The 23,187-nt window shown below is 34.4% G+C and carries 11 protein-coding genes; all 11 read left to right on the top strand.

All coding sequences use genetic code 11. The features are described from left to right. Positions 1-14: 14 nt before the first annotated feature. Positions 15-740: a 5-oxoprolinase subunit PxpA gene (pxpA, locus tag AAFU52_RS25350; RefSeq protein ID WP_438424294.1), complete on the top strand. Its 726-nt coding sequence runs from the start codon at positions 15-17 to the stop codon at positions 738-740. A 10-nt stretch (positions 741-750) separates the two neighbouring features. Further along, positions 751-1,476: a 5-oxoprolinase subunit PxpB gene (gene pxpB, locus AAFU52_RS25345; RefSeq protein ID WP_438424292.1), complete on the top strand. Its 726-nt coding sequence runs from the start codon at positions 751-753 to the stop codon at positions 1,474-1,476. Continuing rightward, positions 1,473-2,330, top strand: coding sequence for a biotin-dependent carboxyltransferase family protein (locus AAFU52_RS25340; protein WP_438424289.1), 858 nt, complete (start codon positions 1,473-1,475; stop codon positions 2,328-2,330). Before pxpB ends, AAFU52_RS25340 begins: the two co-directional genes overlap by 4 nt. A 248-nt stretch (positions 2,331-2,578) precedes the next feature. Continuing rightward, on the top strand, positions 2,579-6,112 hold the full coding sequence (locus AAFU52_RS25335; protein ID WP_438424286.1) for a tetratricopeptide repeat protein: 3,534 nt from the start codon (positions 2,579-2,581) through the stop codon (positions 6,110-6,112). A 1,051-nt stretch (positions 6,113-7,163) separates the two neighbouring features. After that, positions 7,164-7,589 (top strand): hypothetical protein, encoded by a 426-nt coding sequence (locus AAFU52_RS25330; RefSeq protein ID WP_438424284.1) that lies wholly within the window; start codon positions 7,164-7,166, stop codon positions 7,587-7,589. Positions 7,590-7,592: 3 nt separating this feature from the next. After that, positions 7,593-8,285 carry a hypothetical protein gene (locus AAFU52_RS25325; protein WP_438424282.1) on the top strand — a complete coding sequence of 231 codons (693 nt, stop codon included), beginning with the start codon at positions 7,593-7,595 and terminating at the stop codon, positions 8,283-8,285. 56 nt (positions 8,286-8,341) lie between these two features. After that, positions 8,342-9,040, top strand: a complete 699-nt coding sequence (locus tag AAFU52_RS25320; protein ID WP_438424280.1) for a sensor histidine kinase — start codon at positions 8,342-8,344, stop codon at positions 9,038-9,040. 574 nt (positions 9,041-9,614) lie between these two features. Then, positions 9,615-10,265: a response regulator transcription factor gene (locus AAFU52_RS25315; protein ID WP_024771321.1), complete on the top strand. Its 651-nt coding sequence runs from the start codon at positions 9,615-9,617 to the stop codon at positions 10,263-10,265. Positions 10,266-10,888: 623 nt separating this feature from the next. Further along, positions 10,889-16,183: a GEVED domain-containing protein gene (locus tag AAFU52_RS25310; protein WP_438424277.1), complete on the top strand. Its 5,295-nt coding sequence runs from the start codon at positions 10,889-10,891 to the stop codon at positions 16,181-16,183. Positions 16,184-16,651: 468 nt separating this feature from the next. Continuing rightward, on the top strand, positions 16,652-20,485 hold the full coding sequence (locus AAFU52_RS25305) for a GEVED domain-containing protein (RefSeq protein WP_438424275.1): 3,834 nt from the start codon (positions 16,652-16,654) through the stop codon (positions 20,483-20,485). 966 nt (positions 20,486-21,451) lie between these two features. Continuing rightward, positions 21,452-23,128, top strand: a complete 1,677-nt coding sequence (gene ilvD, locus AAFU52_RS25300) for a dihydroxy-acid dehydratase (RefSeq protein WP_024771324.1) — start codon at positions 21,452-21,454, stop codon at positions 23,126-23,128. Positions 23,129-23,187 lie beyond the last annotated feature (59 nt).

Below are 23,187 nucleotides of genomic sequence, written 5' to 3'. Positions count from 1 at the left end.
ACAAATGTAGGAATATGAAGAAGATTATTCTTAATGCAGATGTGGGGGAAGAGGCAGGTTTCGATACCCAAATTATGCAGTATATCTCTTGGTGCAATATTGCATGTGGAAGCCATGCGGGAGATGCTGAAGTAATCCAAAGAACGATCGAATTGGCAATGAAGCATAATGTGAAAATTGGTGCACATCCATCATACCCTGATCGTGAAAATTTTGGAAGAATCAAAGTTGAAATATCATATGATGATTTGGTAAAAACAATAACCGAACAAATACAGTTGGTGAAATCTTATACCGAAAAAGCAGGAGGGAAACTACGTCATGTAAAACCACATGGAGCACTTTATAATGAAGCAGTGAAAAATGAATCAGTTGCTGGTGCAATTATTGAAGCTGTCAAAAACGTCGATAAAAGTTTGTCTATAGTTACTTTAAAAAATGCTAAATTATCGTATCTTTCCCGTGGAGATTTTGAGGTCAAGAACGAAGCTTTTGCAGATCGAAATTATAATGATGATTTGACATTGGTTTCAAGAAAAGAAAAAGAGGCTATGCTTACAGAACCAAAAGAAGTTTTTGATCATGTAAAAAGAATGGTTCTTGAAGGAAAAGTGAAAACGAAAAATAGAGTAGAGGTTCCGATTTTTTTTGATACAATTTGTGTGCATGGAGATAATCCAAAATCTGTTCAGATTTTGAAATATTTGTATACAGAGTTTTCGAATTTAAATTTATTATAATGAGAAGCTCATGAAATACAAATTACAATATAAAAGATATTCTGAAAGATCAATTTTAATAGAATGGCCTCCAGAAATTGATGAAAATATCCTTCACGACCTCCTTTTTTTTAAAAAAACCATACTTTCATTTTGTAATAAACCAATTGTTGAGGTAATTTCTGCATACAACTCGTTATTAATTTGTTATGTGTCCACTATAGAAGATTTCTATAGTGATGTTTTGGTGCTAAAATCACTGTATTCTAAAGGCTTTGATGAAGCAAGGCCTGAGAGTAAGCTGTGGAAAATCCCTGTTTGTTACGCTACTTCTCTCGCTCAGGATTTAGAAGTATTTGCAGAAAGCAAATCTCTTACTGTAGAAGAAATAATTGAATTACATACTACTCCACTCTATACAACATATGGTATTGGTTTTTTACCTGGCTTTTTGTATTTGGGTGGTCTTGATGATCAATTGCATAATGCCCGAAAAATGACACCCTCTTTACATGTCAAAAAAGGTGCCGTAGCAATTGGCGGAAGTCAGACAGGAATATATCCTGTTAACAGTCCTGGAGGCTGGCATGTAATTGGGATGTGTCCTTTGGATTTTTTTAATCCTAAAATAGAAAATTGTTGTTTTATTACGCCAGGAGATAAGATTCAATTTATATCGATAGAAGAAAATAAATATAACGATATAAGTACTTTAGTTTTAGAAGATAATTACATACCTGAATCTGTGTGTTTATGATAGGGAATGTAGAAATAGTTAAGCCTGGGCTTTTTACTACAATTCAGGATGAAGGACGTTTTGGTTTTTCAAAATATGGAGTTCCAAAAAGTGGAGCAATGGATCAAGTATCATTTGGATTCGCAAATTTAATATTGGGAAATGCTAAAAATGCAGCATGTATCGAATGGACAATCCAGCCCCCTGTTTTAAAATTTGGTGAAACAACAACCATTGTTTTAACGGGTGGCGAAACGGATGCATTTTTGAATGATCAAAAAATAGAAATGTATCGCGAGGTTAAAGTCTTAAAAGATGATATTCTTAAAATAAATTTTTGTAAGAAAGGAATGTATGGTTATGTAGGAATTAAGGATGGATTTCTTTCAGATGAAGTGTTACATAGTAGATCCTTTTATAAGTCAATTACACCTCAATTTCGATTGAATAAAAATGACAAAATTTCATACCAAAGTGGTAGTGATTATACCGATCATTTTTCTGCAATTTCTCCACCCTTATTTTTAGAAAATTCAAATACATTAGAGGTGTATAAAGGACCCGAATTTGATATGTTAAATGAAGGCCAAAAATCTAGATTGTTTGATTCCTTTTTTACAATTTCTAATACCATAAACCGAATGGCAATTCAGTTGGAAGAGAAAATATCAAACACTTTGCCTTCGATTATAACATCACCTGTTTTACCAGGTACAATACAATTAACTCCGTCTGGAAGTTTAATTGTGTTAATGAGAGATTGCCAAACTACGGGAGGATACCCAAGAGTTTTACAACTAACAGAAACTTCTATAAACCACATAGCACAAAAACGAATGAAAGAAAAGTGTAGTTTTGGACTAATTGAGTTTTGAGGTAACACAAAATTACGTAAGTCAGAGTATTTTCTCGATTTAGGAAGTGTATTTCGATAGGCTTATCTCTGAGTTTCCTGAAAGGCTCAGCATGACATTGTTTCTAATAATGACAAATATAAAAACATCTAATCTAATAGCTTGTCGAAGGGCAGATGTTAATACTTGTTGATTTAATGTTTAGTGTAGATGTTTATCATAAACAACATTTTTACGATCTTTGCAATTGCCTTAATACAAGTGCTTTTATGATTCCCTTAAAATTTCTATTTCCTGTTAAAATTGTATTCCTGATTATTTGTTTGATCTCTTGTTCTACTATTTGTGCACAATCCACGCAAGATACTATCATTGCTGCTCAGTATTTCTCAAAAGGAGAAGAGTTGTTGGCTGATAGAAAACAAGATAGCGCATTGGTATATTTTGAGAAAGCACTAGTTGTATATATGCTATCAGACTCTCAAAAACGAGTAGCAGATTGCAGTGATAAAATTACAGAAGCTCACAAGGCTAATTACAATTTTGATCAAGCGATGGTGTATGCTAAAAAGACATTGGATATACGATTAAAAGCTTTTGGTAACAAACACCCCGAAGTAGCGTATTCTTACAATAGTATTGGGCATATTCTTAAGCAACAAGATCAATACGAAGAGGCGATGCAGTATTATCAAAAAGCTTTGGTAATTCAATTGGATGCTTTTGGAGGGGATGATCATCATGTGGCAGACTGTTATCATAATATAGGGGCCATTCATCATGTGTTAGCACAATATGATCGGGCTATGAAAGAGTATAAAAAAGCCTTAACGATTAGAATAACCACTTTTGGTAAAAGACATCAAAAAATAGCCAATAGTTATATTGATATAGGAACGACGTATTATCATCTGGGAAAATACAATGTAGCATTAGAAAACTACCAAAGCGCTTTAGTAATAAGAACTCTTATTTTTGGGGAGAATAGCCCAGAAGTAGCTTTTTGTTATAATCATATAGGGAACATTCTTGCCTATAAAGATGAATACGATAATGCTCTGGAATATCATGAAAAAGCATTAACTATAATGGTTAATGTTTTTGGAAAATATCACCCTAGTGTTGCACTTTGTTATGAAAGTATGGGGGTTCTTTATAGGGGAAAAGGAAAAGAAAAACTAGCTTTAGAATACTTTAAAAACGCATTAGATATTCTTACTCATAAATTCGGAACAAAACATACTATAGTTGCAGATATATTTATAGAAATAGGTTATACACTTCATAAGAGAGGAAGGTATGATCAATCCCTCCAATATTATGAAAAAACCTCAGCTATTATAACAAAAGCATTAAAAAAAAAACATCCATTCATTGGGATAAATTATAATAATATAGGTCTCATGTATCAATTCAAGGGAGAGTATAATATGGCTATTTCATATTATAAAAAAGCCATTGTTAACTATGCAAGTACGTTAGGTGAAAAGCATAGTGCTGTAGCGCGTACATATAATAACATTGCTAATGTGTATAAAAGTAAAGAAGAATACAATTTGGCTTTGGCTTACTATCAAAAGGCATTACAAATAAGAATTAGTGTAAGAGGGGGAAATCATTCTGATACTTCATACACCTATCTTGATATGGGAGATGTCTATACCATAAAAAAAGAATACATAACAGCATTACAATACTATCAAAAAGCGTTAAAAATTCAGGGGCGATTGTTTGGAGAAGATCGCTATTATATCAGTGATGTTCTTGATAAGATTGCAAATCTCTATACAGAGCAAAAGCAGTATGAAAAAGCTCTAGAGTATTTGCAAAAAAGTATAATGATTAGGCTTCGTACCGATGGTAATCATCATCCCAGAACCGCAAAATCCTATAACCAGATCGCAGAGCTATACCATCAAACTAAACACTATAAAAAAGCGATACAGTATTATGAAAAAGCTATTATAGCTAACACCAATCCTGATAAGAAAAATAATGATGCAGAAGATTTAAATCCAGGAGATTATATGGATTTAAATGTCTTATTGGGTACTTTTTATGGTAAAGCCAGGATATTGCAAGAGCGATTTAATGTTGATAATAATTTAGGAGATCTTAAGGAAAGTATAATTGCTTATCAAAAAGCAGATAATTTAATGTATGGTATACGAGAATCATTACATACGTATCAGGATAAACTCACTTTTGCAAAACAAACTCAAAAAATATATGCAGGAGCTATACAAGCACAATTGTTACTTCATCAAATTGATCAAAACCAAGAATCGCTACATCAAGCTTTTTATTATGCTGAAAAAAGTAAAGCCAATACCTTAAAAGAATTATTAGCAGACTCTAATGCAAAGAGCTTTGCAGGTTTGCCAAAAGCAATCCTCGATCTGGAACAACAACTGAAATCAGAACGTTCTTTCTGTATTTCTGAGATGATACAAGAACGATCTAAACAGATTGTGGATACTACTAAAATCACAACCTATGAAAATATACTATTTGATCTTGATAGAAAACAAGATTCTCTTACTTGGATTATAGAAAAAAACTATCCCAAATATTACCAGTTAAAACATGAAAGCAAGATCATATCTGTTGCTGGTATCCAGAAAAAATTAAATGAGAATACCACACTGTTGGAGTTTTTTGTGTCAGATAACAGTATCTATGCGTTTACGATTTCTAAAAAAGAGATAAAAGTAACTACACTACACGCACTAGAACTCAGCAAGGATGTTGAAGCGTTAAGAGCTGCTATTATTGCTAAAAATACGATAGTATTTAAGACAATTTCTTATAAGTTGTACGGTCAATTAATTGCTCCTGTTAAAGATAAAATTAAAGGAGATCAACTTATTATTGTTCCTGATGGTTCGTTATGGCATCTTAATTTTGATGTATTGCTAACTCAAAATGATCTATCATACGATCCTAAAGTGCTGTCATACCTTCTTAAAGAATATGCTGTAAGTTATGCTAGCTCTGCAAATCTGTTATTTGCTCCTTCTAAAAGTGGTTTACAATCCAAAAAACGGCAAGAATGTCTTGCGTTTTCTTTTTCTGATGGTGAGATTGTAGATGCAAAAACAATGAGCCTTGCTACGCTAAGAGCTGCTAATTATGATTTACCGGGAACTCGTAAAGAAATCAAAGCAATCTCAGATATTATCGATGGACAATATTATTTTGGGTCACAAGCGATAGAAGCTAATTTTAAGAAAAATGCCAGTCAATATAATATCCTTCATTTGGCGTTGCACGGCGATGTAGATAACGAACATCCCGAAAATTCTAAACTCCTATTTACCAAAGGTAATGATACTATAGAAGATAGTTATCTGTATAGCCATGAATTGTTTGCTATGAATATTCCTGCAGAACTCACTGTGCTTAGTGCATGTAACACTGGATCAGGGAAAATAGCCCAAGGAGAAGGTATCATGAGCCTGGGTAATGCTTTTCAGTATGCAGGAACCAAAAGCTTGTTATTGAGTAGTTGGGAAATATCGGATCAAACCACTCCTGAGTTAATGAAATTATTTTATACAAATCTTAAAGCGGGAATGCATAAAGCCAAAGCATTACAGCAAGCTAAGCTGCAATACCTCAATACCGCAAATATCAATCGAACTGATCCCTTTTATTGGGGTGGGTTCTATTTGGTTGGAGACTCGTCTCCAATTCTTTTTAAAGATGATACAATGTTGTATTGGGTTATGGGACTAGGAGTGTTGATAATACTCTGTATAGGTGTGCTCTGGTATCAGAGAAAAAGGAGGAGTGCCTGGTAGTTGTGAAGCGTATGTCACTCAGATTTAGCAATGTTGTTTAGTTTTTATAATGTCAGTCTGAGCTTGTCGAAGACCAGTAAAATTGACGTTTTCAATTGCATTTCGACAAGCTCAATGTGACACTCGAATATCTTTTTATGTTAACTAAACGGCATTGCTTGAATCCTTCGATCAACTAAGAACAGGCTTGTCGAAGAACTTAGAAAGAAGCACTATCATTGACGTATTCTCTAATTTGTTGATTTTTATTTATATATTCTTACGTCTCATCGAGTGATTTTATCAATAACAATAGCGGTTGATAAAATTGTATCGAGATGCAATAAAACCTATTACCACAATTGAGTTTAGATAGCTCTGTTGAGCTCTTCGGTAAACTCCGGAGAAGCCTGTCGAAGGGTAGGTGCTATTTTATGTTTAACTTTTTCATACAAATGGTTTTTTGAAAATGTCCTAAGAAAATTCAACGTAAAAAAATGAAGCGAACGTAACGTGAAATTAAATTCTTAAGAATCGAAATGATTAAAATGTTATCATAGATCATGGATAGTGAAAATAATCATGCTAGTGGAAATGTTTCATTTAATTTAGTGAAGAGAACGATATTTTTAGTTGAATTTTCTTAAGACTAGCATTTTTTGTTTAGTCACCCTGAGCCCTTCGGTAAACTCAGGACAGGCCTGTCGAAGGGTTGGCAATGAAAAAAAGAAAAAGAAGATATTTTTAATGTATTTGTAAATCAGTTGCTTAGTTTAGGTTTAAAGTTCTGTTTTATCATCCCAGTAATTTGTCATCCCGTTGAAGAACAGGGTTAGAATCCATTTATCCTTCAATAGGGGGAAAACACCCTTTTAGTAGTAGGGGTAAATGCCCCTTGCAATATTTTTTGGATTTTTTTTAAGCGATTTAAAGTATTGGTAAACAGGAGTTTGTTACTGTTTGGGGTGTATGTGGTTTTTGATTTTAAGGTAGGGTGTATTTGCTTTGCTGCATGTTTTTTGGATATATTAGCATCAATCTAATCTAATTTAATCTAAAATAATATAATGTTATGGGAAAAGAACTACCAAAAAAAGGAGGAAAAGGAAAAAAAAGGCCAGAAAAATGTATAACGCCAGAAGAAGCTAAAGAGCTTCAGCATGTATGGTGTTGTACCAGAACACCAGAAATTGATAAGTGTCTAGGATACGAAGATACTCGAGAATTTCATTGGAGTGTTGAGGAATTACAACAATATCTTAAGTATGTAAAGAAAAAATCTAAAAAGCAAGGAATTGATAATCCAGGGATTCGAATTTATTTCGGTGCGTACCCTAAAGAAAAATGTAAAATGGATAGAGGGTATTCTACGGTGTTCTTGGCTCCAACAGGAGCTCCTGCAGGTGAGATGGGCAAAGGTGGTGATAGTTCGCCTAATAATTACGGTATTGAACCTTATAATGGAGGTTCAAGTGGTATACCTCCAGAAGGTTATTAAAATATGATTTTTTTATTTTCATATTTATTGTTTGAATTAATGGCCGCTATTGCGGGCAGTTTTTATATAAGGAAATGCCGAGGAGATAGATTTTCTCGGTATTTTGTTTATTTTTTATGGCTGACTCTTTTTGTGGAATTATTTGGAACTATTCCTGCTCTGATTTATTATGGGGATTTATTTCCATCTTTAAAAGGAACCTTTCTTGAAAAAAATCATTGGCTTTATAATATTTTTTTTATTTATAATTTTTCTTTTTATATATATTATTTCTGTTTAAACTATAAAACTGAAAAACTAAAGGTTTTTATGAAAGCTTTAATGGTAGCCTATGTTTTAGGTGCTATTGTCAATCTTATATTTTCCGATATTTATTTTATTGGTATTTCTCCTTTTACATATATTGTAGGTACTATCTTGCTTTTTGTTGGAGGGATCTTGTATTTGTATGAAATACTTCAGAGCGATAAAATATTAACGTTTTATAAAACAATTCCATTTTATATAGCTGTTGGGTCTGTTATTTTTCATTTAGTAGTTACTCCTTTATTTATTTATAGTAAATTTTATCATATGGAAAAAAGTCCTGAATTTGTAGATGTTCGTAAGATAATTTTGAATAGTGCAATTATTTTTATGTATACTTGCTATACTATTGGTTTTATTGTATGCTCGCGAAAGAACAAATCTTATTAATTATATATTTTACCATTATTATTCTATTTTTTGTAGTATTTGGTATTATATTTTTTGTGGCATTTCAGCGCAGAAAAAACAAACTACTTCTTGATAAATTTAGGGCAGAACAACGTTTTGAAGATGAGATTTTTAAATCCCGGATAGAGATCCAGGAACAGGCACTTAAAAATGTAAGCTGGGAGTTACATGATAATATAGGGCAATTGCTATCGACTGCAGTGATGCAAATTAATATTATGGGAGCTACTGTAAATGATAAAGCATCAGAATCACTACAAGATGTTAGAAAACTAGTGGGTGATAGCCTGCAAGAAATACGTACTTTATCTAAAACTCTAAATCATGAAGTGATTCAAAATGTAGGACTAGAAAAATCTATTAATGTAGAGCTCAAACGTTTTGAAAAACTTAATTTTTTAACACCTTCACTTACGGTTAAAGGAGAAGAAGAATATATAAATCCTAAAGATGAGATTATCCTATATCGTATCATTCAGGAATTTTTCTCTAATACCATAAAACATGCAGAGGCTTCAAACCTCGAAGTAGTCTTAGAATATACTCCAGAGGCACTCAATATTAGAGTTCAGGATGACGGTGTTGGGTTTGATCCAAAATCAGTTCAGGCAAATTCTGGTTTGTTAAATATGAAAAGCCGTGCATCTTTGGTAAAAGCAAAACTGGATTATACATCTTCACCAGGAAAAGGAGTTGTACTTACCTTGTCATACCCTATACAACTTAACGATTGATTTAATACATTTGCTTTTTGACCTGATGGAAAAACGAATGTTGATTTAAGTTATTGATTTTTAGTTGTATATCTGTGTATTCGTTGTTTTTGTCATCCCAGTATAGACTGGGATCTATTTTAGATGATACTTTTAGTAGTGGATTCCGTTCTGCAACGGAATGACAAAGTAACTTATTTTTAAAACATACAATTTTTTGTTATGTACTTTATACATTTGTACTAAATACGAAGCGATGCTTCAATGTAGATACTTATAAGATTTAAATGTTTGAAAAAATGGATAATTAAATACTATACATACAAAAAAATCAATACAGATAAAAGGAGCCATTCTTAACTAATATCCATACCATCCAAAATATAATGGCGAATTTGATCTGAGAATTAATAAATAATGAAGTGATTTATGCTTTTTTGATTCTGGCGAAAAATAGTTGTTTTTTGATCAATTGAAGTTTTTTTTGCACTTCATAGCTGGGCTACGAAGTAAGAAAAAGACAAAAATTGAGTGAAAAAGAGCATTTTTATAGCGAATTGAAAAAAGTTTAAATTACTTCGATAAAAAAAAACAGATGAAGAAGAAGACTATAGTTATTGTCGATGATCATCTTTTATTTGCACAATCACTGGAGAGTTTAATATCTAAACTTGAGGAATATGAGGTGTTGGCCATTCTAAAAAACGGAAAAGAGCTTACACAATATTACTTACATAAAAGAAAGACACCAGATCTTATTCTTTTGGATGTAAAAATGCCTGTGATGGATGGTGTGCAAACGATGCAATGGCTTAAAGAAAATCGACCAGATCAAAAAGTACTGGCACTAACAATGGAGGATGATGAAGAAACCATTATTAGAATGCTTAGGGCGGGGGCCAAAGGATATTTGCTAAAAGATATACATCCCGAAAATTTTGAATTTGCTATGAAGATGGTGATAGAACAAGGATTTTATTATTCGGGCAAGATCGAAACAGCACTACGTAATTCTGAAGAAGCCGGAGGTAGTAAAAACCTACAAGAGAAATTAACAGATAAGGAACGAGTGTTTTTAAAATTTGCATGCTCAGAACTTACCTACAGAAGTATCGCCGGAGAAATGGGGTTGAGTCCTAAGACGATAGAGAATTATAGAGAAACGGTTTTTAAGAAGCTAGAAGTAAAAACCAGGGTAGGTCTTGTAATCTATTGCATGAAAAATAAACTTTTTAAGATTGAGTGAAACCCTGTTTTGAAAAGGGTGTAAAGCGTATTCAAAATAGTTGGTTGAACCAATTCCGGTGTAGATCTGGTTTCAATGTAAAAGTTTAAAAATCAAAAGCCGTCAAATCGAGTGATTTTTTGAAATGATAATGAAAAAAAATTGTATCGAGATTAGGTTTTTGTGAGAAAACAAAATATTCGATTGATATTACTATCTTAAACTTATGCTGAAGACTGGGTCCATTTAGTAGTTAATAATGTTTTTGTTTTGAAAATGGTATAAAGCGCATTCAAAATAGTAGATTGAACTAATCCTACCCAGTACTGAACTTGTTTCAGTATCTAGTGGAGTCCATTGTTTTTGCTTTGAAAAGTAGATTTCATTTCGTACAACTTTTGCAAGTATTATGAAGTATAAGGAGAGGTGTGAGTTTTGATGGTGATTATTAAATCAATTAACACTTAAATTGATAAAAACGTATTAAAACACAATTTATTTTAGAGAATATTTGATTTAAAATGTTAAAATATTGAAATAAATGATATTCTGGGTAAAATAGTATTAAGTGTTGTTAGTATAGTATATTTCAGAGGTTTAGAATAGGGCTAATTTTGTGAATTAACACAAAACTTAACTATCTAATGAAAACAACTAACACGTTTTTATCGATTCTCATGGGGTTGATAATTTGGCCAATCATGGGTCAACAACAGGAAAAGAGTTGCTCGTTTGAGGAAACTCAACAAGAGTACTACGAGCAGAACCCAGAAGCTTTAAAAAAAGCTAAAGAATTTGAAAAAATAATTCAAAAACAAGCCTTACTAAAAAAGCTAAACCCAAGCAAAGCTGCAGCTAACTATATTATACCTGTGGTTTTTCATATTTATGATGCCAAATATCCTAATAACCCAGATACTGGAGAATCAAGAAATGTTACTGATGCCAGAGTCATACAGGCATTAAAGGACATTAATGAAGATTTTAAAGGTTTTAATGATGCTGTAGATCCTAGTTTTTCGAATATTGAAGGCGGTATGAATATCGTATTTAGACTGGCTCAGGTAGATCCAAATGGTAATACGACTACCGGGATTATTTACCATGAGAGAAAGGAAGGCTTCGGTCTAAGTAGTAATGATGCAGAAATTGCAAAATATGCCTGGGATAACTTTAAGTATATGAATGTTCATATACAAGAAGTAGTTAATTCTGGTAGTAAAAACTCCTCTGGTATAGCTTGGTTTCCTGCTGTTAACATGTCTGAAGAAGGCACAGCAAGAGTAGTATATAATGGTAAGTATATCATTTATTCTCCACCAGCATCTTCACTAACACATGAGTTTGGGCATTTTCTTGGTTTACATCACACTTTTAATGGAGGTTGTGTATCTGGTGATGATAATGGAGATAAAGTGGCAGATACTCCTCCTACTGCGCAAGGTTTAGCTTCAGAACCTGGAGGCAGATCTTGTAAAACTGGTGTGAAAAATTGTTTTAGTCAATTGATAAATCATCAGAATCATATGGATTATAATCCTTGTGAATCTATGTTTACCAAAGGTCAAGTAACCCGAATGGAGGGATTTATGACTCATGATGCGCGTAAAACATTATGGGCAGATGCTAATCTTATTGCAACAGGAACGAAACAAGCTGATTTAGGAGCAAGAGTGATTTTTACATATCAAAAAAGTGATGATAGTGCAGTAGATCAAGCATTAGCATTTATTGAAGGTTTTAAGAATAACAATGGGGATATACTCAATAAAAAAAGAATCAAGGCAGTAAGTGGAGCTAAGTTTGCTGTAACGGGTCAGATGCAGGAAGGGGTTCATTTTTCTACTACAAATGTCCCAAGCGGTTTAACAACTAAGATCACTGTAGAGGATAATGAAAATGCCGTTATCACATTTACAGGTAATGCTGCTAATCATAGTGAAGCTGATTCTAAAGAAATTAAGATAACCTTGCTAAACCCTGCAATCGTTGGGGGCACAAGTTCTTTATATTCTAAAACAGGAATTTATAATATAAATTTTATAGATCCATACAAGCCGTATTATGAAATGTATTCTCCGACTCTGGTAGCTGGACAATCAGTTCCGACTGCGGTTGATGCTACCGGTTCAAAATTCAATTCCTTAGTTATTGGTGGTCAATTTAGAACACGATTACGTACATATGATGGTAATACAATTACCGTAGATAACAATGCTATGGAGTTTGATGTATTATGTAATACGGGTACCATAAACGTAAGAAATCTGTCTGAAGGAACAAATATTAGCGCAAACTCCTCAGGAATATGGGTGGGTTGGCAAGCAGTAGCAACATCACCTCCAAAAATATTTGCAGCAGGTTATAATGCCTGGCTTGGTAGAACAGGATATGTCGGAATTAGAGTCCCTACTTTGACAGGTGATTATGTCTATGGTTGGTTAAAAGTTAGAGTTTCATCAAATGGTGGGTACGGAGAATTAGTTTCTTTCGGATTGAATCCAGATCCAGGTAAATCTATTCCGGCAAAAGTTGCAGTACCAAATTTGGAGTATTCTACCGATCGTTTTTTAGAATCCGTAAAGAATGATGGTACAATAGGTAATGAAATAACAGTGGATCTTAAAGATGCGACACTCGCTGTGTCTGGTACTTTGGTTTCTGGAACCCATTATAATATACAAAATGTTCCTAAGGGATTAAGCTTTTCGGCTCAAGTGGTAAACTCAAGACGACTTAAATTAACAATGAATGGTATTGCTACCGAAAGTGATTGGGCACAACCTAGTAATGGATTTGTGAAAAATATTAAATTGAAATTCAAAAGTTCTGTTTTTGCAAATGGAGCTGGTGCTCAGGTAGAGTTCAAAGAATTCCCTCTTAATGTAGAATATATAGGAACTGCATATTCTAAAGAAGTGAGCCCCATAAATAGATTTACTACGACTGGAGATGGAAGCTATGGAGGTTGGGCAGTTGTGATGCCATGGACTTACAATTTAGATTTTATAACCGTAGGGTATCAATTTCAAGATTATACAGGTTCTCAAAATGATTTTCCGGGTGTAAAATTTATTAGCTTAAGAATGGATGCAGTAGCAAATGCTAATTATGAGCTTACTCCATTAAGTGCAGGAACCGTTATTGGACCAAATAGTTCATGGAAAAATGGACGAGAATATAACGGCGGAAGAGGGCAACATATGGTCGATTCTGAAACGTATAGAGCTTGGAGAGGGAGAACAAATTATGTTGGAATTAGAGTGAACAGATCCGGTAGAATGCATTATGGATGGTTAAAATTAAGGGTAGGTACTAATGGAAGAACGTATGAGATTTTAGAATATGGAATGCAAGGTATTCCCGAAGCTTCTATAAAAGCAGGAACAAAAGATTCTAATGATGTAAAGACATATTGTGATGCTAAAGGTAATAATGGTACCGAAGGAATTACTAAGGTCGAATTTGCAGGAATCAATAAATCCTCTACTAGAGATGCTTCGGGGTATTCTGATTATACGGGCAATACTGGTTTTGTGGCTCAAGGAAAAAGTTATCCTCTTAAAGTAAATGTCGTAGGATGGAACGGAGGTTCTGCAGCAAGAGTTTATGCATGGTTTGATTGGAATAATGACTACGATTTTAGAGACTCTGGAGAATATATGGAAGTGACAAAAACATCTAATACAGTTGGGGAGATTACAGTAAATATACCTACAAATGCCAGATTAGGAGTTACACGAATGAGGTTACGGGTAGATGATAGAGCAAGTAATGCTGATTGTGGGGATAGAAGCCGTGGAGAGGTAGAAGATTACCAGGTAAGTATTGGTATTGCTAATGCGTCGTGTACCGATGGAGAACAAAATGGAGATGAAACAGGAGTTGATTGTGGAGGATCATCTTGTAGTGATTGTATTCCTGACCCAACTTGTGATGATGGTATTAAAAATGGAGATGAAACTGAAGTTGATTGTGGTGGTGAATTTTGTGAACCTTGTGAGGTTTTTACAGAAATTTGCCCGGCAACAGCAACCGGAACAGGAGAAGGAATAGATATTAATAAGGTTGCTTTTGGTAGTATAAGTAATAGTTCTACAGGAGATGCTCAGTATACCGATTATTCTAATGTTTCTACAAACCTTACAAAGGGACAACAACTGGCATTGACGGTAACAACAAAAAACACCTGGGAGCCTACTACAGTTGGAGTGTGGATCGATTGGAATAATGACAATGATTTTAGAGATGATGGAGAGAAAGTTTTGTATGCAAAAGGAATACAAACAGGTTCATATTCAAGTACAGTTACGGTACCTGCATCGGCAGCAACAAATACTTCATTACGTATGCGAGTACGATCTGGGTACTATCAGGATGTGTTGAAGCCTTGCGGCACTATTACATCGATTGGAGAAGTAGAAGATTATAGAGTTACCGTTACAGGAGGCTCTGGGCCAACTTGTAATGATGGGATTCAAAATGGAGATGAAACAGGAGTTGATTGTGGAGGATCGTGTTCGCCCTGTGCGATACCAACCTGCACCGATGGGATCCAGAACGGTGATGAAACCGGAGTGGATTGTGGTGGATCTTGTTCCCCATGCCAAACTAATGTGACGTATTGTGCTGCATCAACTACACAAAATACATTACATATTACTACAGTAGCGTTTGGAAGTATAAATAATGCTACTGCGCATACTGCATATTCTGACCATACCAATATCTCTACCAACCTTACCAAAGGCCAGTCTACAGCATTAACCGTAACATTGAATAATAATACCTGGGCATATAATGCAGTAGGAGTATGGATTGACTGGAATAATAATGGTGATTTTACCGATTCGGGCGAAAAAGTATACTCTCGATTTGCTGCAGGTCCATATACAAGTACTATTACTCCACCGGCAAGTGCAGTTTCTGGGACTTCATTACGTATGAGAGTACGAGCAGGATATGGATCAGAAAGTAAAATAACTCCTTGCGGTACAGATACGTATATAGGAGAAGTTGAAGATTATACAGTAACAGTTGGGGGTACTACTGGCCCAACGTGTAGTGATAATATCCAAAATGGTAATGAAACCGGAGTAGACTGTGGTGGATCATGTAGTCCTTGTGATACAGGAGCAACTTGTTCAGATGGTGTTCAAAATGGGAATGAAACAGGAGTAGATTGTGGTGGTTCTTGTCCAGCCTGTCCAGTGGTTACATATTGTGCTGCAACAGGAAATTCTGGGCCCGAGGGAGTAACAAATGTTACTTTTGTAGGAATTAATAAAACCTCGATAAGAAATGCTTCTGGTTATGATAATTTTACCAGTACTTCAACAAGTGTAAATGCAGGTACAAGCCATAACCTTAAAGTAACTATTGAGGGTTATAATGGAGGAGCGGCAGATGAAATATATGCTTGGTTTGATTGGAATATTGATGGGGATTTTGCTGATACCGGAGAGTATTTTAAACTTACTAAAACAACAAATACTATAGGAAATATATCAGTTACAGTACCACAAAATGCCAAAGCGGGTAATACAAGAATGCGTGTATTGGTTTCTTACTATGATATAGAAAATAATCCTTGTGATACAGGTACGAATGATGCTCGTTATGGAGAGTATGAAGATTATACAGTTAGAGTTGTAGCCAATAAATCTTCTTTAACTCCTTCAGAGAAATTATTTTCTGTTGTACCTATTCCAGTATCTGAAGGTAAATTAAATGTAACGTTTAATACTCCTGAAACCGGAATAGCAAGAGTACATGTGTATAATATCTATGGTATGAAAGCAGCAGAGTTTAGTGCATTAAAAGATGCAGAACAAACCAAAACAGTTCAATTTAATGCAAATCAATTAAGTGCAGGACTGTATTTGGTAACAGTTAAATTAGGAAAAAGAACAGACTCGGTAAGAGTTATTGTTGAATAATCCTTAACTGAAATAGACTATTTATTTTCAACCTTAGCAGTAAGGTATAAATAGAACATAACGAGTGGTTTTAATCTAATACAATCCCTCTTGAAATCAAATCAAGAGGGGTTGTTTAAATACTTCAATTTTTAACCACTATTAAACTTAAGTTATGAATTCACAAAAATCATTACAAAAGAGTAAATCCTTGGGTTTATTCAAAAAGAGATAGGAATGTCTTTATGTCCTAATCCATTTAAAAATCAAATTATTATTGATGTTTCATCTATAGATAATAATGAGTTCACATTAATATATACAATATCCTGGGGGAAGAATTAATCCGTCATAAATACAAAGAAAACCAGGTAAAATAGTTGTTGGTGAACAAATTGATGCTACTGGAAACTATTTCGTTAGAATTCTATCTAACGAAGTAAACCAAACACTTAGAATTGTAAAATTAAAACCATTAAACTTAAAACCATGAAAAATCAACTTGTCTTATTTGTAGGCTTATTTGTTTTCCAATTTGGATTTTCACAAACCAATAATAATTTTTGGAAAAAAAATATGAACCCTATTGAAAACGAAAACATTTCTTCTGCTAAGGAGAATACAAAAACTTCAGACCAAAATATTTACAGCCTTAGTATTGAAAAATTAAAAGAAATTTTATCTCATTGTCCTAATAGATTCAATTCATTTGATCAATCAAATGTCATTATCACACTTCCTACCGAACGTGGAGAATTTAAAGAATACCGCGTAAAGGAATCAAGTGTTTTACATCCGGATTTAGCTAAGAAGTTTCCAGACATTAAGTCTTATGTCGGTACATCGGTTAGTGGAGAAGGTGGAGTAGTACATTTTAGTTTGGGGTATAATAACTTTAGGGCTATGATTATGAAGCCTGATGCTACAATAACGAATATCAAACCTTCTACTAGTAATAGTAAAACGTATGTGGTTACTTCAAAAACTGAGGGATCAGCATCAATTAACTGTCAAGCAATTGATCACGCAGTCGGACCTTTTTTAGAAAAAAGTACAAAGCAAGCTGAAAAATCAAACAAAGCAAGAAAAGATGCTAATGATGGTCGTGTTAGAGTCTACCGAATGGCTATAGCAGTAACGGGAGAGTTGTCTAAAATTTATACTGATAAGGCAAACGTTACAAATGGTTCAACTCAACAAAGGAAAGCCGCAGTACTTTCCGAGTTGAATGTACTCATGACAAGAGTGAATGCGATTTACGAACGAGATCTTGGAACTACGTTTGAGTTAGTACCTAATATGGACAATTCCATTTTTCTTGACCCGGCAACTGACGGTTTTACACATGGTAATACTTCAGCATCAGTAAATGAGGTTCAAGCTATTCTTGATGCTAAAATTGGTAACGCTAACTATGATATTGGTCATGTTTTAGATTCAGATGGGACTGGACGTGGAGCTTTAAGGGCTGTATGTGTTGATAGTAAAAAAGCTGAAGGAGCTACTGGTGCACATCCTTTCACATCTGTCAATGATTATTTCTTTGTCACATTCGTTCACGAAATAGGTCATCAATTCGGTGCTAACCATTCGTTTAACAACTCATGTGGAGGTAATCGTTTGGACGAAGGTGCCGTTGAACCAGGAGGAGGTAATACGATCATGGCATATACAGGTTGTGCTCCTAATACAGCAAATACGCAATATCTGTTTTTTCATGCGAAACAAATAGATGAAATGTGGAATCATATTGTAAGTACAGCAGGTTGCGGTACAACAAAATCAATAGGTAATAGTGCGCCAGCAGCTAGTGTAGGAGGTAATTATACGATTCCAAGATCTACTCCATTTATATTAGAAGGGTCAGCTACTGATGCTAATTCAGCCGATCAACTAACGTATAGCTGGAACCAAATGGATAAGGAAATAGCTCCTATGCCTCCTCGGGCTACGTCAACTAACGGTCCTGTATTCCGTTATCAACCACCTTCAACATCTCCAAATCGATATATGCCTAACCTGACTACAATAAAAGCAGGAAATGCTTCTTCTGAATGGGAGGTAACACCTTCTGTTTCCAGAACTATGAATTTTAGATTCACCGTAAGAGATAACCATCCAGGAGGAGGTAATACAGATTCTAAGGATGCTGTTATTACGGTAAGTGGGACCGCTGGTCCTTTTGTGATCACTTCTCAAAACACTAGGTTTGATGCGCCTATAGGCTCTACACAAACAGTAACCTGGAACGTAGCAGGAACCACAGGGAATGGGGTAAATGCAGCAACTGTTGATATTTTGTTATCCACAGATGGTGGAAATACATACCCAATAACATTAGCTTCTGCAGTACCTAACGATGGTTCTCAACAAATTACAATACCAGACAATGAAGGAGGTGTAAATAGAATTATGGTAAGAGGTACGAATAATATCTTTTTCGATGTTACAAATGCTAATTTTAGTATTACCAATGGAAATTTGGATCCTATGCCTACAAATTATTGTGCTGCGGGTTATCAAGGTAATAATTATATAGACGAAGTTGTCTTTGGAGCTATCAATAATAAAAGTGGAAATGGTGGGTATTCTGATTTTACTAACCTGGGAACCAACATTACTAAAGGCGAGTCTGTTGCTTTAACCGTTAATCCAGGAATCGATTTCTGGGATCCTAATTATTTTGGAGCTTGGATTGATTGGAATAAAGATGGAGATTTTACAGATGCAGGTGAAGAAGTTTTATTAACAACCAATGGTGCCGGTGGTGTAACAACAACTGTTGTAGTTCCTAATACCGCAAAAAGTGGCGCGACCAGATTAAGAGTACGTTATAAAATACATACTGCCCCTGAGCCTTGTGGAACAGCAAGAACTAATGGTGATGAAGTAGAAGATTATTTTGTGTTCATTAAAGGAGGAAGTTCGAATCCAACCTGTAATGATGGTATTCAGAACGGTAATGAAACCGGTGTAGATTGTGGTGGGCCTGATTGTAACCCTTGTACCACCAATCCAACCTGTAATGATGGTATTCAAAATGGTAATGAAACCGGTGTAGATTGTGGTGGACCTGATTGTAACCCTTGTAATACAAATGTAACCTACTGTGCAGCTTCGACCACTCAAAATACTACCTTACACATTACCAATGTTAGCTTAGGATCTATAAATAATAGTTCCACAAATGCTGCATATAATGATTTTACCAATCAGTCTACAAATCTTACTAGCGGACAAGCAACGGGATTAACCGTTACATTAAATAATAATAGTTGGACATATAATGCAGTAGGAGTATGGATTGACTGGAATAATAATGGTGATTTTACTGATGCTGGAGAGAAAGTGTATTCTAGATTTGCTGCGGGTCCTTATTCGGCTAATATTACTCCTCCTTCTGGAGCAGTTTCTAATACTTCGTTGCGTATGAGAGTTCGAGTAGGATATGGGTCTGAAGCAAAAATAACACCTTGCGGTACTGATACTTATTTGGGCGAAGTAGAGGATTACACCATAAGAATTGGAGGTACAACTACACCAACCTGTAATGATGGAATTCAGAATGGTAATGAAACCGGAGTTGATTGCGGAGGATCTTGCAGTCCTTGTGCTACTAATGGAACTGTAGTTTATGTAGATATGATTGACGAAACAACAAACTCTTCAAGTACCTGGAATTTCTTTAGAATAGAGGTTGGTGATGATAATGGTTTTGGAGGATGGTTCACCAGTAATTCACTTCGATTAGTGAATTACGGAAAAGATGTTGTTTGCGAAGGAACAACTAGTAACGCTACATTTATTGAGGAAGGAGTAGAGGTTGGTGCAGCTAGTAATTTTGTTGCCAATTCTAATAGTTTTGTGGTGAGCTCATCTTCATATACAGATTGGAGAGGTAAATCTGGTTACATAGGGTTTACTTTTAAAATAGGTGGAAACACACATTATGGGTGGTTTTATGCTACGGTAGCTAATGATGGATTGTCATACACGATCAAGGATTATGCATATAATACTACGACTGATCAAGGTTTGCTTACAAAAAGACCAACCAGACAAAAAGAGAGAACCTCAGAAAATAGGGTTAGCATATACCCTAATCCATTTGAAGAAACTGTTACTATAGATGTATCAAGATTAGAAAGCGATACATTTACAATAACTGTATATAATATATTAGGAAAAGAATTGATCAATGAAGAGTATAGTAAAAATCCGGGGACAATATTATTAGGAGATAAAATAAAATCATCTGGAAATTATTTTGTAAAAATACAAGCTAATAAATATACAGAAACCTTAAGGCTTATTAAGTTTTAGTATAAAGTTAAATTCTAAGTAGTCAAAACTCAGGATTTGAAAAAAATAGGACCTTTCATTGTTGATGAAGGGTCTTATTTTTTAAACTAAATTTTTACAAATAGATTTTTTGGTTTTTCCTGAAAATGCTTTGAAGATAGCCACCTTTTTTAGGTTGAATCAAAAAAAGCAAGAAGAGTTCATTATAAAAAAATAATTTAGTATTTGTATTTCACAAAAATATTTTCCTATATTTGAAGACATAAATGAATACTAGAAACATAAATATTAATACAGTCATTAGTATTGAGGTGATTATTTCACCTCGATAAGGGATGTATTAATACTATATATATGATATTAAAATCCCTTTACTCAAGTAAAGGGATTTTTTTTGTATAAAAAGGTATTAAGATTAGAATCTAAAATTAATTCTGAAAAGTAGAAATGAGAATATTTAGTAATATAATTAGTAATGTCATTGTCATTATTGTGATTATTTCACCATGATGAAGGGACATTATTGTATAAAAATAAATACAGACTCCCTTCAGAAAATGAAGGGAGTTTTTTTTTGATATAGAACTCATCTTGAGTAGTGGTTTTCAACCGGAAAGTTTGGCTTTTGTGCTATAATGAAGATGATTTTTTTCAGCATAGCCATAGCTACGGTTAAAAAAATAAACAAAATTAAAGCGCAAAATGTAAATTTTGTAGGTCAAAGTATTACTCAAGATAAGTTCATATAATGAATACTTAAATAAAATTATCAAATAGTGATTGTAAATTTTCAAAACATAAATACTTGTAAATCAGTATGTAAAGCATGTAAAGGCACAACTGGATATTGTAAGGGTATTGAATATTGTATAAGTGTTTAGTTGCAACAAAATAATTTTATACTGTGGTTTATTCAATCTAATGCATACATCATAGGGTAAAAGTTAAAATTTTAAATAATTCGTAAAAACTGATATTCAAAAAGAAATGAGCATCAATAAGTATAGTAAACAAGTCACTCAAGATGACACGCAACCTGCGGCACAGGCAATGCTTCACGCAATTGGTTTAACCGATGAAGATTTTAATAAACCATTGGTCGGGATTGCCAGTACAGGTTATGAAGGGAATCCATGTAACATGCATCTTAATGATCTTGCCAAATTGGTTAAGAAAGGAACATTAGAAGAGGATGTCGTCGGACTCATATTTAATACTATAGGAGTAAGCGATGGGATTTCTATGGGAACACCAGGAATGCGTTTTTCATTGCCATCTCGTGATGTAATCGCAGATTCTATGGAAACTGTAGTACAGGCAATGTCTTATGATGGAATGGTAACTGTTGTTGGCTGTGATAAAAATATGCCAGGAGCATTAATGGCAATGCTTCGATTAGATCGCCCTTCGATTTTGGTCTATGGAGGAACCATAGCATCTGGATGTCACGAAGGTAAAAAATTAGATGTAGTTTCTGCTTTTGAAGCCTGGGGAGAAAAAGTGGCAGGAACAATAACACAAACAGAGTATAAAAGTGTTATAGAGAAAGCATGTCCGGGAGCAGGAGCTTGTGGAGGGATGTATACTGCAAATACGATGGCCTCTGCAATCGAAGCGTTAGGAATGTCTTTACCCTATAATTCTTCGAATCCTGCAATAAGTAAAAATAAAGAAGAAGAAAGTATCCAGGCGGGTCGTGCTATGCGAGCCTTATTAGAAAAGGATATCAAACCTAAAGATATAGTAACCAAAAAATCACTCGAAAATGCAATACGATTAGTTACTGTACTTGGGGGTTCTACGAATGCCGTATTACACTTTTTGGCAATTGCCAGGGCTGCAGATGTAGATTTTACATTAACAGATTTTCAGAGAATTAGTGATGAAACTCCGTTTTTGGCAGACCTTAAACCAAGTGGAAAATACCTAATGGAAGATGTGCATGAAGTTGGAGGAATTCCTGCCGTATTAAAATATCTTTTAAAGAAAGGATTACTACATGGAGATTGTTTAACCGTTACCGGAAAAACAATTGCAGAAAACTTATTAGACGTTCCTGATCTTGCAGAAGGGCAGGATGTTATCAAGCCTTTAGAGAATCCAATTAAACCAACAGGGCACCTTAGAATCATGTTTGGTAACCTGTCTGAAGATGGATGTGTTGCAAAAATCACAGGTAAAGAAGGATTGCGTTTTCAAGGAAAAGCTAAGGTTTTTGAAGGAGAATATGATGCTAATGATGGTATCAGAGATGGAAAAGTAGAAAAAGGAGATGTAGTCGTCATAAGATATGAAGGGCCAAAAGGAGGACCAGGAATGCCAGAAATGTTGAAGCCTACTGCTGCTATTATGGGAGCCGGTTTAGGTAAAGATGTAGCCTTAATTACTGATGGAAGATTTTCGGGAGGAACACATGGGTTTGTTGTTGGACATATCACACCAGAAGCGCAAGAAGGAGGCCTGATTGCTTTAGTAAAAGATGGAGATGTCATTACTATTGATGCAGAAACAAATTCGATTACTGTAGATATTAGTGAAGCTGAGATTGAGAAGAGAAAAGCTTCTTGGGTTCAACCAGCATTAAAGTTTGATAAAGGAGTGCTGTATAAATATGCACATACAGTATCCTCTGCATCACAAGGATGTGTAACTGATGAATTCTAAAAGTACTCCAATGCGAAGCATTGGTTTCAAGTGAATTGTCATTCCAGTGAACGCTGGAA

Source organism: Aquimarina macrocephali, from assembly GCF_051627225.1.
In the GTDB taxonomy this organism is placed as follows: Bacteria; Bacteroidota; Bacteroidia; order Flavobacteriales; family Flavobacteriaceae; genus Aquimarina; species Aquimarina macrocephali.
The sequence above is the reverse complement of the archived record's forward strand: the minus strand, read 5'-3'. Positions and strand labels throughout refer to the sequence as shown.

Excerpts from the sequence above, each read along its gene's own strand:
- ilvD (WP_024771324.1), top strand. The coding sequence starts at position 21,452 with ATGAGCATCAATAAGTATAGTAAACAAGTCACTCAAGATGACACGCAA.
- AAFU52_RS25315 (WP_024771321.1), top strand. The coding sequence starts at position 9,615 with ATGAAGAAGAAGACTATAGTTATTGTCGATGATCATCTTTTATTTGCA.
- AAFU52_RS25305 (WP_438424275.1), top strand. The coding sequence starts at position 16,652 with ATGAAAAATCAACTTGTCTTATTTGTAGGCTTATTTGTTTTCCAATTT.
- pxpB (WP_438424292.1), top strand. The coding sequence starts at position 751 with ATGAAATACAAATTACAATATAAAAGATATTCTGAAAGATCAATTTTA.
- AAFU52_RS25325 (WP_438424282.1), top strand. The coding sequence starts at position 7,593 with ATGATTTTTTTATTTTCATATTTATTGTTTGAATTAATGGCCGCTATT.
- AAFU52_RS25330 (WP_438424284.1), top strand. The coding sequence starts at position 7,164 with ATGGGAAAAGAACTACCAAAAAAAGGAGGAAAAGGAAAAAAAAGGCCA.
- AAFU52_RS25310 (WP_438424277.1), top strand. The coding sequence starts at position 10,889 with ATGAAAACAACTAACACGTTTTTATCGATTCTCATGGGGTTGATAATT.
- pxpA (WP_438424294.1), top strand. The coding sequence starts at position 15 with ATGAAGAAGATTATTCTTAATGCAGATGTGGGGGAAGAGGCAGGTTTC.
- AAFU52_RS25335 (WP_438424286.1), top strand. The coding sequence starts at position 2,579 with ATGATTCCCTTAAAATTTCTATTTCCTGTTAAAATTGTATTCCTGATT.
- AAFU52_RS25340 (WP_438424289.1), top strand. The coding sequence starts at position 1,473 with ATGATAGGGAATGTAGAAATAGTTAAGCCTGGGCTTTTTACTACAATT.